Annotated in this window: 15 protein-coding genes; 12 read left to right on the top strand and 3 right to left on the bottom strand. The window is 69.1% G+C overall.

Translation table 11 applies throughout. The features are described 5' to 3' along the window. Position 1: 1 nt before the first annotated feature. On the bottom strand, positions 2-1,354 hold the full coding sequence (locus tag JW030_RS08930; protein ID WP_188044190.1) for an aminotransferase class III-fold pyridoxal phosphate-dependent enzyme: 1,353 nt from the start codon (positions 1,352-1,354) through the stop codon (positions 2-4). A 52-nt stretch (positions 1,355-1,406) separates the two neighbouring features. Between JW030_RS08930 and JW030_RS08925 the strand changes: the two genes are divergently transcribed. Both JW030_RS08925 and JW030_RS08920 read left to right on the top strand, forming a co-directional pair. After that, the gene (locus JW030_RS08925) at positions 1,407-1,886 is read left to right on the top strand and encodes an OsmC family protein (RefSeq protein WP_188044189.1); all 480 of its coding nucleotides are present in this window, start codon (positions 1,407-1,409) and stop codon (positions 1,884-1,886) included. A 125-nt stretch (positions 1,887-2,011) separates the two neighbouring features. Further along, entirely contained in the window at positions 2,012-2,695 is a 684-nt protein-coding gene (locus JW030_RS08920) for a metal-dependent transcriptional regulator (RefSeq protein ID WP_256434424.1), read from the top strand. Positions 2,696-2,701: 6 nt separating this feature from the next. Here the strand turns inward: JW030_RS08920 and JW030_RS08915 are convergent, their stop codons facing one another. Beyond that, positions 2,702-3,058 (bottom strand): VOC family protein, encoded by a 357-nt coding sequence (locus tag JW030_RS08915; RefSeq protein ID WP_188044188.1) that lies wholly within the window; start codon positions 3,056-3,058, stop codon positions 2,702-2,704. Between the two features lie 79 nt (positions 3,059-3,137). On the opposite strand from JW030_RS08915, the gene JW030_RS08910 reads away from it, so the two are divergent. Beyond that, positions 3,138-4,061, top strand: coding sequence for a site-specific DNA-methyltransferase (locus JW030_RS08910; RefSeq protein ID WP_188044187.1), 924 nt, complete (start codon positions 3,138-3,140; stop codon positions 4,059-4,061). On the opposite strand, the gene pdxS is transcribed toward JW030_RS08910, so the two are convergent. Then, positions 4,062-4,961: a pyridoxal 5'-phosphate synthase lyase subunit PdxS gene (pdxS, locus tag JW030_RS08905; protein WP_188044186.1), complete on the bottom strand. Its 900-nt coding sequence runs from the start codon at positions 4,959-4,961 to the stop codon at positions 4,062-4,064. It abuts the gene before it with no gap. A 124-nt stretch (positions 4,962-5,085) separates the two neighbouring features. On the opposite strand from pdxS, the gene JW030_RS08900 reads away from it, so the two are divergent. From JW030_RS08900 to JW030_RS08860, 9 genes are all read left to right on the top strand, one after another. Continuing rightward, positions 5,086-6,591, top strand: coding sequence for a PLP-dependent aminotransferase family protein (locus JW030_RS08900; protein WP_188044185.1), 1,506 nt, complete (start codon positions 5,086-5,088; stop codon positions 6,589-6,591). A gap of 89 nt (positions 6,592-6,680) precedes the next feature. Beyond that, complete coding sequence (locus JW030_RS08895) at positions 6,681-8,297, top strand: sodium-dependent transporter (protein ID WP_188044184.1); 1,617 nt, start codon at positions 6,681-6,683, stop codon at positions 8,295-8,297. Then, positions 8,294-8,446, top strand: coding sequence for a MetS family NSS transporter small subunit (locus JW030_RS08890; RefSeq protein WP_188044183.1), 153 nt, complete (start codon positions 8,294-8,296; stop codon positions 8,444-8,446). Before JW030_RS08895 ends, JW030_RS08890 begins: the two co-directional genes overlap by 4 nt. A gap of 102 nt (positions 8,447-8,548) precedes the next feature. Beyond that, the gene (locus JW030_RS08885) at positions 8,549-9,295 is read left to right on the top strand and encodes a glucosamine-6-phosphate deaminase (protein WP_188044182.1); all 747 of its coding nucleotides are present in this window, start codon (positions 8,549-8,551) and stop codon (positions 9,293-9,295) included. Positions 9,296-9,399: 104 nt separating this feature from the next. Continuing rightward, positions 9,400-10,980, top strand: coding sequence for a methionine--tRNA ligase (metG, locus tag JW030_RS08880; protein ID WP_188044181.1), 1,581 nt, complete (start codon positions 9,400-9,402; stop codon positions 10,978-10,980). A 2-nt stretch (positions 10,981-10,982) separates the two neighbouring features. After that, positions 10,983-11,879, top strand: coding sequence for a TatD family hydrolase (locus JW030_RS08875; RefSeq protein ID WP_188044180.1), 897 nt, complete (start codon positions 10,983-10,985; stop codon positions 11,877-11,879). After that, the gene (gene rsmA, locus JW030_RS08870) at positions 11,876-12,772 is read left to right on the top strand and encodes a 16S rRNA (adenine(1518)-N(6)/adenine(1519)-N(6))-dimethyltransferase RsmA (protein ID WP_241095397.1); all 897 of its coding nucleotides are present in this window, start codon (positions 11,876-11,878) and stop codon (positions 12,770-12,772) included. The genes JW030_RS08875 and rsmA overlap by 4 nt, the downstream gene beginning before the upstream one ends. Positions 12,773-12,844: 72 nt before the next feature. Then, entirely contained in the window at positions 12,845-13,774 is a 930-nt protein-coding gene (locus JW030_RS08865; protein WP_188044179.1) for a 4-(cytidine 5'-diphospho)-2-C-methyl-D-erythritol kinase, read from the top strand. A gap of 162 nt (positions 13,775-13,936) precedes the next feature. Beyond that, complete coding sequence (locus JW030_RS08860) at positions 13,937-14,611, top strand: DsbA family oxidoreductase (RefSeq protein ID WP_188044178.1); 675 nt, start codon at positions 13,937-13,939, stop codon at positions 14,609-14,611. Positions 14,612-14,723: the final 112 nt, after the last annotated feature.

Raw genomic sequence — 14,723 nt, 5'->3', positions numbered from 1 at the left:
GCTACGCGGCCGCGAGGGCCTGGTCGATGACGGCGACCACATCGGCGGCCAGCGCGTCGCTGAGCTTCAACGAGGGCAGCAGCCGCACGACGTTCCCGAAGATGCCGCAGTTCAGCAGTAACACCCCGTGTTGGGCCGCGAAATCGATGATGTGCGTGGCGAGCTCGGGGTTCACCTCGAGGCCGCCCGGGCGCACGAGCTCGATGGCGAGCATCGCCCCGCGGCCGCGCACCTCGGCGATCACCTCGGGGTACTTCGCCTGGAGCGCGCGCAGGCCCGCGCCGAGCGTCCCCTCGATGCGCCGTGCCTCGGCCAGCAGGTCGGCCCGTTCTATACGCTCGAACACCGCGATCGCCGCGGCGCACGAGACGGGGTTGCCGCCGAAGGTGCCGCCGAGGCCGCCCGGCATCGCGCGATCCATGATGTCTGCGCGGCCGGTCACGGCGGCGAGCGGGAGCCCGCCCGCGATGCCCTTGGCCGACAGCACGAGGTCCGGTTCGACCCCGAAGTGCTCGATGGCGTAGAAGGTGCCGGTGCGCGCGATCCCGGACTGCACCTCGTCGGCGATGAAGACGATGCCGTTCGCGCGGCACCAGGCGGCCAGCGCGGGCAGATAGCCCTCGGCGGGGACGAGGAAGCCGCCCTCGCCCTGGATCGGCTCGACGACGAGGCAGGCGAGGTCTTCGGCGCCGGCGGTCTTCTCAAGGAAGCTGATGGTGCGCGCGGCCGCCTCGGCACCGCTCAGACCGTCCCGCAGCGGGTACGAGTTCGGCGCGCGGTAGACGTCGCCGGCGCGGGGGCCAAAACCGAGCGCGTAGGGCGACGCCTTGTGGTTCATGGTTGCGGTGAGCATGGTGCGTCCGTGGTACGCGTGCTCGAGCACGGCGACGCCGGGACGGCCGGCGAACTTGCGGGCGATCTTGACGCCGTTCTCGACGGCCTCGGCGCCCGAGTTCACGAGGAGGGTGCGTGCGGGGCCAACCCCGGGGAAGCGGGCGGCGAGCAGCTCGGCGACGCGCACGTACGACTCGTACGGGGTGACCGTGAAGAGCGTGTGCGTCATCCGCTGCAGGGCCGCGGTGGCGGCCGCCACGACCGTGTCGTCGGTGTGGCCGACCGTGGTGACGCCGATGCCGCCGCCGCAGTCGATGAACTGATTCCCGTCGACGTCGACGAGGATAGAGTCGTGCGCTCGGTCAATGTAGACCGGAAGCGCGCTGTGCACGCCCGGCGGCACCACCTCGAGGCGGCGCGCGTGGAGCGCCCGTGACTGAGGGCCAGGGATCTCGGTGACGACGCGGCGCTCCTGTGCGATGGGTTCGGGAGTCGGGGCCGTGGGGGTGCGATCGCTCATGATCGGAAGCCTACTCTTCGAATGCATCGGCATCTGGTGGGAGGATGGGCGCATGAAGGATACCCACGAGTATCAGGTCGAGGTGGAATGGCTCGGAAACCGGGGCACCGGGACGAGCGGATATCGCGACTACAGCCGCGAGCACGCGCTCAGAGCCGCGGGGAAGGCCGAGATCGCCGGATCCGCCGACCCCACGTTTCGGGGCGATCCCGAGCGGTGGAACCCTGAGGAGCTGCTGCTTGGCGCGCTCGCGCAGTGCCACATGATGTCGTATCTGCATATGGCGGTCCGCGCCGGCATCGTCGTGGTGGCGTATACGGATCGCGCGGAGGGCACCATGCGCACCCGGGGTCTCGGCGGCGCCTTTACCGAGGCCGTGCTGCGCCCCGTCGTGACCGTTGCCGAAGCCTCGATGGTCGAGGCCGCACGGTTCGCGCACACCGAGGCGCGCGAGCACTGCTTTATCGCGAACTCCGTGAACTTTCCGGTGCGGCACGAGCCCGAGATTCGGGTCGCGAAACCGCTGGCTTAGATCGGAGGTTCGCTGAGCGCGAGCCGGAGCGCGTCACGCAGCACCACGACCGGGTCGCAGGCCCGCTTGGCCCCGATCTCCATGTCCACAGTGTCGCACGCCCGCCGCCGGGATACGCTTGGCGGGTGAGCGTAGACGAGTTGTCCCCGAGCATGCAGAACTACGTCAAGGTGATCTGGGGGTTGCAGGAGTGGACTGACGCCCCGATCTCGCCGACCAAGGTGTCCGAGGCCGTGGGGGTGCGCCTGTCGACCGTTTCGGACGCGCTGCGCAAGCTCGCCGACCAGGAGCTCGTCGACCACGAGCGCTACGGCAGCGTCACGCTGACCGATCAGGGGCGCGAGTATGCGGTCGCGATGATCCGGCGACACCGCCTCATCGAGACGTTCCTCGTCCAGGTGCTCGGGTATGAGTGGGACGAGGTGCACGAGGAGGCGGACCGCCTCGAGCACGCCGTCTCGGACGAGCTGATCACTCGGATCGACCGCACGCTCGGCTTCCCGACCCGCGACCCGCACGGCGATCCGATTCCGACGGCCGACGGGCGCGTACACCGCCCCGACGCCATCGTGCTCGCCGAGGCAGATGCGCCCTGTCGGGTGCGCATCGAGCGCATCTCGGACGCGGACAATGAGATGCTGCAGTACTTCGCGAGCCGCGGGCTTGTGGTGGACGCCGAGCTCGAGGTGCTCGCGCCTGAGCCCTACTCAGACACCGTTACGGTGCGCGTCGCGGGGCGGGAGGAGGCGGTGCGCCTCGGCCAGGCCGCAGCGCGCTCGGTCTGGGCGTCTGTGGCGGCGCCCTCCTAACGCCCGCTAATGCGGGTCGCCGACGCAGAACTGGTTGCCGTCCGGGTCTTCGAAGCGGTCCCACCCAAAACCGTCGTAGTCGTGCCGCTCGAGGTGCGTCGCGCCCGCGGCGACGAACGCGGCGATCACGGGCAGGCGTTCGCTCCCCGCCGGGTAGTTGAAGTCGAGGTGCAGGCGGTTCTTGCCGGGGGTGGGGTCCTCCACGAGCTGGAAGCCCAGGAGGCCGGGCACGCCCGGCGCGGCCACGGTATAGAAGTACTCGGTATCTGACGGCTGCACCTCGCCGCCGAGCTGCGCGGCCCACCAGTTCGCGAGTGTCAGCGGGTTGGGGGTGTCGATCGTGACCATGCCGAGTGAAATCATCGGGGCTCCTCTGTGCCAGGGCTTCGCGGTGACTCCACGCTAGCCGACCGCCGCCGTGCGCGCTCGGTAGGCTTGCGGGATGAATGCGCGCTGGAACCCTGCAGGAGCCAACCTCGTATTCGAGGGCGACAACCTCCCCGTGCTGCGCTCGCTCCCGTCCGGCACGTTCCGGGCGATCACGCTCGACCCGCCGTTTAATACCGGTCGCAAGCGCCGCGCGGAAGAGGTGCGGGGCACCCGGGTGTCGCCCGCTCCCGCCGATGCGGTCGCCGAGGCAGGGTCGGGCAGGCAGGATCCTGCCGAGGGGCGGCTCGGCTTCGCCGGTCGCCGCTACGAGGTGGTGCGGCAATTCACGCTCGCGTTCGACGACCGCTTCGAGGAGTACTGGGGATTTCTCGAACCCCGGCTCGAGGAAGTCTGGCGGCTGCTCGCCGACAACGGCACGCTCTACCTGCACCTCGACTACCGCGAGGTGCACTACGCCAAGGTGCTGCTTGACGGGCTGTTCGGCCGGGAGTGCTTCTTGAACGAGATCATTTGGGCCTACGACTACGGCGCGCGCACCAAGTCGCGCTGGCCCGCAAAGCACGACAACATCCTCGTCTACGTGAAGAACCCGGATCGCTACGTGTTCAATGCGGAGGCGGTGGACCGGGAGCCGTATATGGCGCCCGGCCTCGTCACACCGGAGAAGGCGGCGCTCGGCAAGCTGCCAACCGACACCTGGTGGCACACGATCGTCTCGCCGACGGGGAAAGAACGCACGGGCTACCCGACCCAGAAGCCGGTCGGGATCGTGCGGCGCATGCTCCAGGCGTCGACCAACCCGGGGGATTGGGTGCTCGACTGTTTTGCCGGCAGCGGCACGGCGGGCGCCGCCGCGCTGGAACTGGGGCGGCGCTTCGTCATGATTGACGAGAACCCCGAAGCGATCGAGGTGATGCGCACGCGGTTCGCGGGCCAGGACGCATTGTTCGTGCCCCGGCCCGCGACGGCCAGCTAGCTACCAGCCGCGCTCGGCGAGGCGGTGCGGGGCGGGGAGATCCGAGACGTTGATGCCAACCATCGCGTCGCCGAGGCCGCGCGAGGCAGCCGCCAGCGCCTGCGGGTCGGAGAAGTTCGCGGCAGCCGCGACGATGGCGGCTGCGCGGCGCACCGGGTCGCCGGACTTGAAGATGCCCGAGCCAACAAAGACGCCGTCGGCGCCGAGTTGCAGCATCATCGCGGCGTCGACCGGGGTCGCGACCCCGCCCGCCGTAAAGAGCGGAACGGGCAGCTTGCCGGCCCCCGCCACCGACACGACGAGGTCGAGCGGGGCCTGCAGCTCCTTCGCTGCGACGAAGAGCTCGTCCTGGGGCCGGGCACTCAGCTGAGCGATCTCGGCCTTGATCGTGCGCAGGTGCTTGGTCGCCTCGGAGACGTCACCGGTGCCCGCTTCGCCCTTCGAACGGATCATCGCCGCCCCCTCGGCGATGCGGCGCAGCGCCTCGCCCAGGTTGGTCGCGCCACAGACGAACGGGACGGAGAACGGCCGCTTGTCGATGTGGTGGAAGTAGTCGGCGGGGGAGAGCACCTCGGACTCGTCGATGAAGTCGATTCCGAGCGCCTCGAGGACCTGCGCCTCCACGAAGTGGCCGATGCGGGCCTTCGCCATGACCGGGATCGAGACGGCGGCGCGGATCTGGTCGATGAGGTCCGGGTTGCTCATGCGCGCGACACCGCCCTGTGCGCGGATGTCGGCCGGCACGCGCTCGAGCGCCATGACGGCGACGGCCCCGGCGTCCTCGGCGATGCGGGCTTGCTCGGCGGTGACCACGTCCATGATGACGCCTCCGCGGAGGCGGTCGGCGAGCGGGGCGATCTGGTCGAGAGCGGGCAGGGTCTGGGTTGTGTGTGCGTTCATGGTTCCAGCCTGGCTGGGCTTTGTGGTCTGCCACCAGATCCAAAACGACCGAGTTCGATTGGACCAAGAGCGAGCAAGCTGGCACCCTGGGGGCATGCCCTCTGTCGTTTCACACACTGCCGCGATGCCGCCGATTCAGCTGGACCGCGCCGCCGAGTTGCCGCTGCCGACCCAGCTCGTCGCCGCGCTGCGGGGAGCGATCGACGCGGGCCAGATGCGGCCCGGAGAACCCCTGCCCGCGACCCGCGCCGTCGCCAGCAGGCTCGGCGTCTCGCGCGGAACGGTCGTGACGGCGTACGAGCAACTCATCGCCGAGGGGTATCTCGCCTCGGGGCAGGGCCGCGGAACCGTCGTGAACCCCGGGCTTGGCCGGGTGCGGGGGGAGCCGAGCGACGCGCGTCTCGCGGCAGCGGAAGCGACCGGCGCTCCACGAGCGCCGCGCACGGGCGTGGGGACTTCGCTCGCCGCACCGCGGCCGGGAGCGGCCAAACCGAACGGGCCCCTTGCCCCGGGCGCACCTCTCACGGACACGATCGAGCGTCCGGCCTGGCGGGCCGCGTGGCGGGAGGCCGCCGCGCACGCGCACGAGACGCCTCCGATGCTCGGAAGCCCGGAGCTTCGCGGCGAGATTGCAGAGCACCTGCGCCGCATGCGTGGCACGCACCGCGCGGCGGGAGACATCATCGTGACCGCCGGCGCCCGCGACGGACTCGGGCTTCTGTTGACCGCGCTGGGCACCACGCGGGGGCGAGGCCTGGTGGTGGGCGTTGAAGACCCGGGGTATCCGTCGCTTCGCGGAGTCGCCGCGCGGCACGGTGCCCGCGTCGTCGCGCTGGAGACCGACGCCGACGGGCTCGTGACGGCGGCGTTGCCCCAGGGCGTCCTCGACCTCGTCATCGTGACGCCGAGCCATCAGCACCCGGTGGGCGCCGCGCTGCCGTTGCAGCGGCGACGCGAGCTCATCGCCTGGGCCCGGACGTGCGGGGCGATCGTGGTGGAGGACGACTACGACTCCGAGCTGCGCTACGCCGGTGCCCCCGTCCCAGCGCTCGCCGCCCTCGACGACCCTCAGGACGGCGTCGTCGTGACGCTTGGTTCCTTCTCGGTGACAGTGACGCCGGCGCTCGCCGCCGGCTACCTGCTGGCGCCCGCCCCGCTTCGCGCGCACCTCGAGCCGGTGCGCGCCGAGCTGGGTAATCCCGTGTCGTCCATCGTGCAGTCGGCGCTGGCGCGGGTGCTCGCGAGCGGCGAGATTCGCCGGCACACTGCCCGCATGCGCCGCCGGTACGCGGCTCGGCGGAGCCTCGTCCTCGGGGCGCTCGGCGACGTGGCGACCGCGAAGGTGCGGCCGATGCACGGCGGGCTGCACGCGGTCATCGAGCTCGAGGCTCGCGGCGGTGGCCGAAATGTTTCTTCGGGTCGGTCCGGCGCTGAGGCGAGGCTCGTCGCCGCGTGCGAACGCGCGGGGCTCGGGGCGGTCGGGCTCCACGACTACTGGCAGCGTCGGGGAGTCGCGACCGGTCACCCGGGGGTGGTGATTGGCATGGGCGGCCCGGACGAGGCGGTATTCCGGCGAGCGCTTGACCAGCTTGCCGGCCTGATTGCGGCCGACGACGGCGCGCCCACCTAGCAGAAGTCGCTGTTCAGCGTCCAGCAAAGTGGTAGTCTCCCTGCCATTACCCAGTCACGCCGCCGGCGTGGACGGAGGGAGCACTACCCATGGCAACCAACACGACCACCGCGGCGGTCCCGACACGTGAGCAATGGACGGGCCAAGTCGGCTTCATCCTCTCGGCGCTCGGTTCGGCCGTCGGGCTCGGCAACATCTGGCGCTTTCCTGGCGTCGCGTATGAGAACGGCGGCGGCGCCTTCCTCATCCCGTACCTGATCGCGCTGATCACGGCCGGTATTCCCATCCTCTTCCTCGACTACGCCATCGGGCATCGCTTCCGCGGCTCGGCGCCGCTCGCGCTGCGCCGCCTCGCCGGCAAGCTGGGCGAGAGCATCGGCTGGTTCCAGGTGTTCATCTGCGTCTTCATCGCGATTTACTACACCGCGGTGCTGGCCTGGGCGTCGAGCTACTTCGTGTTCTCGTTCGACCTGCGCTGGGGCTCGGACGCCACGAACTTCTTCGTGGCCGACTACCTGCAGACCTCGGCATCGCCGTTCACGCTCGACTTCGTGCCGAGCGTGCTGATCCCGCTCGTCATCATGTGGGCCGTCGCGCTCTTCGTGGTCGGCGCCGGCGTGGTTCGTGGCGTGCAGCGGGCAAACGTGATCTTCATCCCGCTGCTCGTCGTGGGCTTCTTGATTCTCGTGATTCGGGCGCTCTTCCTCCCCGGCGCGATGGACGGGCTGAATGCGCTGTTCACGCCGGACTTTGCGGCGCTCGCCGATCCGTCGGTGTGGATCGCCGCGTACAGCCAGATCTTCTTCTCGCTGTCGATCGCCTTCGGCATCATGCTGACCTACTCGTCATATCGCAAGCGCCGCTCGAACCTCACGGGCCCCGGCCTCGTGGTCGCCTTCGGCAACTCCTCGTTCGAGATTCTCGCGGGAATCGGCGTATTTGCTACCCTCGGCTTCTTCGCCTTCCAGCAGGGCATTCCGGTGGGGGACCTCGACACGATGCAGGGCGTCGGCCTCGCCTTCATGACCTTCCCTGCGATCGCCTCCGAAATGCCCGGCGGCCAACTCTTCGGCGCCCTGTTCTTTGGATCGCTGGTACTTGCTGGGCTCACCTCGCTCATCTCGATTCTCGAGGTGATCATTTCGGGCATTCGCGACAAGTTCGGGTTGAGTCGGGCGCAGGCCGCCTACGGCATCGGCAGCATCCTCGCCGTCGCCTCCGTGATCCTGTTCAGCACGACCTCTGGGCTGACCGCGCTCGACACGATCGACCACTGGGCGAACAACATCGGCATTGTCGGTTCCGCGGTCGTCATGACGATCACGGTGCTCTGGATCCGGCGGGCCGGGCCCGAGCTCGGCGGCCACATCAGCGCGCTATCGACCTTCCGTGTCGGTCGCACCTGGCTGCTGCTGGTGTCGGTGCTCGCGCCGATCGTGCTCGGGTACATGCTCATCAGCAAGATTGTTGATCTGATCACGAACGGATACGGCGGCTATGACCCCGGCTACCTCTTGATCGCCGGCTGGGGCTCAGTGCTCGTCATGATTGTCGGCTCGATCGTGCTGACGTCGACGCGGTGGCGGTTCGATCCTGATCGATTCGCGGCCTGGCCCCCCGTGCGCGCGACTGGCGTGGTGGACGGTTCAGGCCGACGGGCCGCGAAGGCAGCCCACGCTGACACGACGGAAGGAACGGACCGATGACCCCCATCGCACTCTCATTTCTGGGGCTTGCCGCGGTGCTGGTTTGGGGCGGGCTGATCGTCAGCACGATCATGCTGGCCAGGCGCGGCGAGATCGATCAGTATCCCGATGGCGGCGAAGACGGTGCCGACGAGGAGCTCGACGACTGATCCCGCACCACCGGTGTAGATTTTGTGTGGCGCGCCGTTCGCGGCGCGCCACACTCGTGTTTTCACCGCTCGGGGCATCGACCCCACTGAGATTGGTTGTGTATGGGCATTCACATCTTTCAGACGGAGGACGAGCTCGGCGAGTTCGTCGCGGGTCGCATCTGCTCGGCAATTGAGCGAAACCCTGCGGCGGTGATCGGGCTCGCGACAGGATCATCGCCGCTGTCGAGCTATGCCGCATGGGCTCGGTTGGCCGCTGAGCGCGGGCTCTCGCAGGATCAGGTCCGCGGGTTCGCGCTTGACGAGTATCTCGGCCTTGACCCCGCGCACCCGGAAAGCTACGAGAGCGTGATCCGGAAGACGGTCACCGACCCGGTCGGGCTGAATCCGGATCTTGTTCGCGTGCCGGCGGGCACCGGCGATGTCGTCCGGGCCGCCGCAGCGTACGAGGCTGAGATTGCGGCCGCTGGGGGTATCGATGTGCAGCTGCTCGGGCTCGGACGCAACGGACACCTGGGATTCAACGAGCCGGGGAGCGCCTTCGACTCGCGCACGCGCGTCGTAGACCTCGCCGCGAGCACGATCGAGGACAACGCGCGATTCTTCGGCGGGGCAAGAGACGTCCCGACGCAGGCCGTCACGCAGGGCCTCGGTACCATCCTCGAGGCGCGCGAACTCATCGTGATCGCGATGGGTGCGGGCAAAGCCGACGCCGTCGCGGCGTCGATTGCCGGCGATCCGAGCATCGACATGCCCGGCAGCGCAGTGCAGGGGCACCCGAACGTGGTGTGGTGCCTCGACGAGGCCGCCGCTGCGCAGCTCGTCGCAGGCGGAGTCGCAGCGCGCTGACCGGGCGCCGCGGGCGAGCGCTCGCAGCGGGGATCCTGCCGGGTGTGCGCGGTCCGCGTGTAATCCGCGCGCCGCGCCCCGGTCAACGTCTTAGGATGGAAGCCATGGCCACGCCCTCTTCTTTCTTCGTCACCACGCCGATCTTCTATGTGAATGATGCGCCCCACATCGGGCACGCATACACGGAAGTCGCCGCCGACGTGCTGGCGCGTTGGCACCGGCAGGCCGGCGACGACACCTGGTTCCTCACGGGGACCGACGAGCACGGCCAGAAGATCCTGCGCACCGCGACCGCGAACGGCATGAGCCCCCAGGAGTGGGCCGACCGCCTCGTCGAGGACGCGTGGAAGCCGCTGCTGAGCCAGGTCAACCTCTCGAACGACGATTTCATTCGCACGACCGATCAGCGACACATGGACGGCGTCGCCGCGTTCCTCCAGGAACTCTTCGACGCGGGCCACCTGTACGCGGGCGAGTTCGAGGCGCTGTACTGCGTCGGCTGTGAGGAATTCAAGCCCAAGAGTGAGATTCTGGACGGTGAGGGCGCGTACGAGGGCGAGAAGGTCTGCGCGATCCACTCGAAGCCGCTCGAGCTGCTGCAGGAGAAGAACTACTTCTTCAAGATGAGCGCGTTCCAGGACCGCCTGCTCGCGCTATACCAGGATCGTCCCGAGTTCATTCAGCCTGCCAGTGCCCGCAACGAGGTCATCGCGTTCGTGCAGCAGGGGCTCGAGGACCTCTCGATCTCGCGCACCTCGTTCGACTGGGGCGTGCCGCTGCCCTGGGACGAGGGGCACGTCACCTATGTCTGGTTCGACGCGCTGCTCAACTACATCACCGCCGTGGGCTACCCGCAGGATCGCGCCGAGCTCGCGCGCCGCTGGCCCGCCACGCATATTGTGGGCAAGGACATCATGCGCTTCCACGCCGTGATCTGGCCCGCCATGATGATGGCGGCCGGCCTTGAGGTGCCGAAGCAGATTTTCGCGCACGGCTGGCTGCTCGTGGGCGGCGAGAAGATGTCGAAGTCGAAGCTCACCGGCATCGCGCCGAGCGAGATCATCGACGTGTTCGGCGCTGACGCCTTCCGCTACTACTTCATGCGCGCCGTGAGCTTCGGACACGATGGCTCGTTCAGCTGGGAGGACCTGGCGGCCCGTTACCAGGCTGAGCTCGCCAACGGTTTCGGCAACCTGGCGAGCCGCGTGCTCGCCATGAACGTCAAGTACTTCGACGGCGTGGTGCCCGCCGCCGGCCCGGAGACCGAGGCGGACGCGGCGATCCGCGAGCTCGTCGCCCGCGCCGCCGCGACGGCAGACGAGAAGATCGAGGCGCTCGCGATTCACGAGGCGATCGCCGCGATCTGGGAGGTCGTCGACGCGCTGAACGGGTACATCACCGAACAGGAGCCGTGGGTCCTCTCGAAGTCCAACGAGACGCGCGAGCGCCTCGGCACGGTGCTGTACACGGCCACCGAGGGCCTGCGCGCCCTCGCGGAGCTCCTGTCGCCCGTGGTACCCGAGGCCACCGCGAAGCTGTGGCTGGCACTCGGTGCCCACGATGCGCTCGGCGAGCTGTCGGCGCAGCCCATCCGTGAGGCCGGCACCTGGGGGCGCCTGCCCGCGGGAGCCCGCCAGCAGCCGCTCGAGTCGCTCTTCCCCCGCATCGAGCAGGACCTGGCCTAACCATGGCGAAGTCCCTGCGCACGCGCGACGGGGGAGCGGGTCGCGACCTGACCCGTCCCGCCGCGCCCGAACCGCTGCCATTCGCGCTCTACGACAACCACACCCACCTCGAGTTTGAGGACGGCGTTGACCAGCTCACGCCCGAGGACTCGCTCGACGCGGCGGAGGCCGTCGGTGTGCGGGGTGTGGTCCAGGTGGGGACGGACCTCGAGACGAGTCGTTGGGGCGCCGAGCTTGCTGCGGTCGACCGGCGGGTGCTCGCCGCGGTGGCGCTGCACCCGAACGAGGCGCCGCGCCTTGCTGAGAAGGGGCTGCTCTCCGAGCACCTCTCCGAGATCAGCCGCCTCGCCGCGCAGCCGCGCGTGCGGGCCGTCGGCGAGACCGGACTCGACTTCTTCCGCACCGGGGCCGACGGCCGCGACGCACAGCAGGAGTCGTTCGAAACGCACATCGAGATCGCCAAGGCGAACGGGATTGCGCTCCAGATTCACGATCGCGACGCGCACGACGACGTTGTGCGCACCCTCCTGCGCGTCGGCGCTCCCGAGCGCACGGTGTTCCACTGCTTCTCGGGCGACGCCATGCTGGCGCGCATCTGCGCCGAGCACGGCTGGTACCTCTCCTTCGCCGGCACCGTGACGTTCAAGAACGCGCCGGTGCTGCGTGAGGCGCTCGCGGTCGCGCCGCGCGACCGGATCCTGTGTGAAACCGACGCGCCGTTTCTGACCCCCGAGCCGCTGCGTGGGCGCCCGAACGCGCCGTACCTGCTGCCGCACACCGTGCGCCGCATGGCCAGCTCGCTGGAGGTGCCGCTCGACGAGCTGTGCCGCCAGCTCGCCGAAAACACCGAGCGAGTCTATGGCTCGTGGGACACCGATGTAGTGAAGGCGGCAGCGTGAGCGCAGACGAGAATTCACCGGCGGTGCAGCACCCGACCGACGCGGCCGGACTCCTCGGCCCGGCCCAGGTGCGCGAGCTCGCCGAACGCCTCGACGTCACCCCGACGAAGAAGCTCGGACAGAACTTCGTGATCGACCCGAACACGGTCCGCAAGATCGTCCGCCTCGCTGGCGTTCGCGCGGGCGACCGCGTGATCGAGGTCGGGCCCGGCCTCGGCTCGCTCACCCTCGGCATCACCGAGGTCGGCGCCGACGTCACCGCGGTCGAGATCGATCATCGCCTTGCTGCCGAGCTGCCGCTCACTGCGCGCGCGCTGCAGCCCGAGGCGCAGCTACGGGTCATTCGCTCGGACGCGCTCGAGCTGACCGCCGAGCAGATCGCCGAGCTGCCCGCGCCGCCCGAGGTGCTCGTGGCGAACCTGCCGTACAACGTGTCGGTGCCGATCCTGATGCACCTGCTCGAGCTCATTCCGGGCCTGCGCTCGGGGCTTGTGATGGTGCAGGCCGAGGTCGGCCACCGCATCGCGGCCGTGCCCGGCAGCAAGGTCTACGGCGCGCCGAGTGCGAAGGCTGCTTGGTACGGCGACTGGTCGATCGCGGGCAACGTCAGCCGCCGCATCTTCTGGCCGGTGCCCGGGGTCGACTCCGTACTCGTCTCGTACGTCAAGCGCGCTGAGCCGCTCGGCACCGAGGAGGAGCGCCAGCGCACCTTCGCGCTCGTCAACGCCGCGTTCGCACAGCGCCGGAAAATGCTGCGCCAGTCGCTGCAGCCGTTGCTGGGCTCGACGGCAGAGGCCACTGCCATCATCGAGGCGGCCGGGGTCGACCCGCAGACCCGCGCCGAACAACTCACCATTTTCGACTTCCTCGCAATCGCACGGGTGGAGGCCTGACCCGTTGATTTCGGACGGTGTCGGCGGTGTTCCAGGCGACTCGGTGAGTGCGCTAGCGTTGAGGGTATGGGGATGAGCGACGCTGCTGCGATCACCGTGCGTGCGCCGGGGAAGATCAACGTATTCTTCCGGGTCGGCGCGCTGCAGGATGATGGCTATCACGAGGTTGCCTCGCTGTACCAGGCGGTCTCGCTGTACGAAGAGGTCACCGCAACGCACGCGGACGACTTCTCGGTGCGCTTCATCGGGCCGATCGACACCTCTGGGTTGTCGACCGACGATTCGAATCTCGCGATCCGGGCGGCCCGGCTGCTCGCGGAGCACACGGGCTACGCCGGCGGCGTCGACCTGCTGATCACCAAGCGCGTTCCGATTGCCGGTGGCATGGGCGGCGGCTCGGCGGACGCCGCGGCGACGCTCGTGGCCTGCGATGAGCTGTGGGGGACCGGGGTGGGCCGCGCGGGCCTGCACCACCTGGCCGCGGAGCTCGGCGCTGATGTGCCGTTCGCGCTCGAGGGTGGCACCGCCGTCGGCACTGGCCGCGGCGACGAACTCAGCCAGGCGCTGACGACCGGACACTTTCACTGGGTGCTCGCCCTTGACGACTCCGGGCTGAGCACGCCGGTCGTGTACCGGACGCTTGATGAGCATCGGGACCAGTATCGCGAGGCATTGCTGCCGGCTCCGGCCCAGCCCAGCGTCGACACTGCAGTGTTGCAGGCCGTGCGCCTCGGCAACGCGGCCTCGCTCGCCGAGGCCATGCACAACGACTTGCAGGTTGCCGCACTGAAACTCTCGCCCCCGCTCGCCGAGCTGCTCGAACTCGGGGAGTCGCGCGGCGCGCTCGCCGGTATCGTCTCGGGCTCTGGCCCGACGATCGCGTTCCTCGTGCCGAGCGCGGTCGAGGCCGCCGAGTTGCAGGGCGTGCTGAGCCGCAACGGCCGGCGCACCCTGATCGTGACGGGTCCCGTCACGGGCGCCCGCGTGATCGAGGGTCGCTAGGCAGGATCCTGCCCGGTCGCTTGCGTGCCGCGCGCTTCCCCGCGCGATCGAGGCGTCTCAATCTGCGGCTTGCCTTGATGCGAAGCCGCAGATGGAGACGTCTCGAGTGAGGATTTCGGCAACCCCCGGGAATACGTCGGTGCCCCCCGCGTTATCGTCCTCATGAGCTCTGCCACAATCCACGTCGACGTCTGGTCCGACATTGCCTGCCCCTGGTGCTACCTGGGATCCCGCCGCTTCGCGAAGGGCCTCGCGGCCTTCGCCGATGCCCACCCCGAGGTCGAGGTCGTGGTCGAGTCGCACAGTTACGAGCTGTCGCCCGACACCCCGGAGGACTTCGTCGGGAACGAGATTGAGTTCCTGTCCAAGCACAAGGGAATGGCCCGGGATCAGGTCGAGCAGATGCTCGGCAGCATGACCGAACTCGCCGCGAGCGAGGGCCTCGAATTCCGCTTCGACCAGCTGCAACACGTGAACACGCGCCGCGCGCACCGGATCCTGCACCTCGCGAAAGACCGCGGGATCCAGGCACAGGTACTGAGCCGCCTGTTCTCGGCCTACTTCACGGAGGGCCGCACGCTGCACGACGACGAGGTGCTTGTCGAGCTCGCGGTCGAGGCGGGTCTCGACGCGGACGAGGCGCGCGCGGCGCTCAGCGACCCCGCGCGCGGCGAGCAGGTCGACCATGACATTACCCGGGCGCGTATGCTCGGAGTGCAGGGCGTTCCGTTCACTCTGATCAATCAGAAGTACGGGGTGTCGGGCGCACAGTCGCCCGAAACATTTACCAGCGTGCTCGAGCAGGTGCTCGAGCGGGACCGAGAGGAAGCCGCATGAGCGAGAACACCACCGAGACTGTAGTGCCCGAGGGCATCGTTGACCTGCTCTCAGGCGAAGAGACTGACGCTTCGGCGGGCGGCTGCTGCGGCGGCGCCTGCTGCGCTACGAG

Source organism: Leucobacter sp. CX169, from assembly GCF_017161405.1.
In the GTDB taxonomy this organism is placed as follows: Bacteria; Actinomycetota; Actinomycetes; order Actinomycetales; family Microbacteriaceae; genus Cx-87.
Note: the sequence above shows the minus strand (reverse complement) of the source record. Positions and strands in the feature narration are given on the sequence as shown.

What these genes read in the sequence shown, in the direction of transcription:
- JW030_RS08930 (WP_188044190.1), bottom strand. Translation starts at nt 1,354, where the DNA reads ATGAGCGATCGCACCCCCACGGCCCCGACTCCCGAACCCATCGCACAG.
- JW030_RS08925 (WP_188044189.1), top strand. Translation starts at nt 1,407, where the DNA reads ATGAAGGATACCCACGAGTATCAGGTCGAGGTGGAATGGCTCGGAAAC.
- JW030_RS08915 (WP_188044188.1), bottom strand. Translation starts at nt 3,058, where the DNA reads ATGATTTCACTCGGCATGGTCACGATCGACACCCCCAACCCGCTGACA.
- JW030_RS08910 (WP_188044187.1), top strand. Translation starts at nt 3,138, where the DNA reads ATGAATGCGCGCTGGAACCCTGCAGGAGCCAACCTCGTATTCGAGGGC.
- pdxS (WP_188044186.1), bottom strand. Translation starts at nt 4,961, where the DNA reads ATGAACGCACACACAACCCAGACCCTGCCCGCTCTCGACCAGATCGCC.
- JW030_RS08900 (WP_188044185.1), top strand. Translation starts at nt 5,086, where the DNA reads ATGCCGCCGATTCAGCTGGACCGCGCCGCCGAGTTGCCGCTGCCGACC.
- JW030_RS08895 (WP_188044184.1), top strand. Translation starts at nt 6,681, where the DNA reads ATGGCAACCAACACGACCACCGCGGCGGTCCCGACACGTGAGCAATGG.
- JW030_RS08890 (WP_188044183.1), top strand. Translation starts at nt 8,294, where the DNA reads ATGACCCCCATCGCACTCTCATTTCTGGGGCTTGCCGCGGTGCTGGTT.
- JW030_RS08885 (WP_188044182.1), top strand. Translation starts at nt 8,549, where the DNA reads ATGGGCATTCACATCTTTCAGACGGAGGACGAGCTCGGCGAGTTCGTC.
- metG (WP_188044181.1), top strand. Translation starts at nt 9,400, where the DNA reads ATGGCCACGCCCTCTTCTTTCTTCGTCACCACGCCGATCTTCTATGTG.
- JW030_RS08875 (WP_188044180.1), top strand. Translation starts at nt 10,983, where the DNA reads ATGGCGAAGTCCCTGCGCACGCGCGACGGGGGAGCGGGTCGCGACCTG.
- JW030_RS08865 (WP_188044179.1), top strand. Translation starts at nt 12,845, where the DNA reads ATGAGCGACGCTGCTGCGATCACCGTGCGTGCGCCGGGGAAGATCAAC.
- JW030_RS08860 (WP_188044178.1), top strand. Translation starts at nt 13,937, where the DNA reads ATGAGCTCTGCCACAATCCACGTCGACGTCTGGTCCGACATTGCCTGC.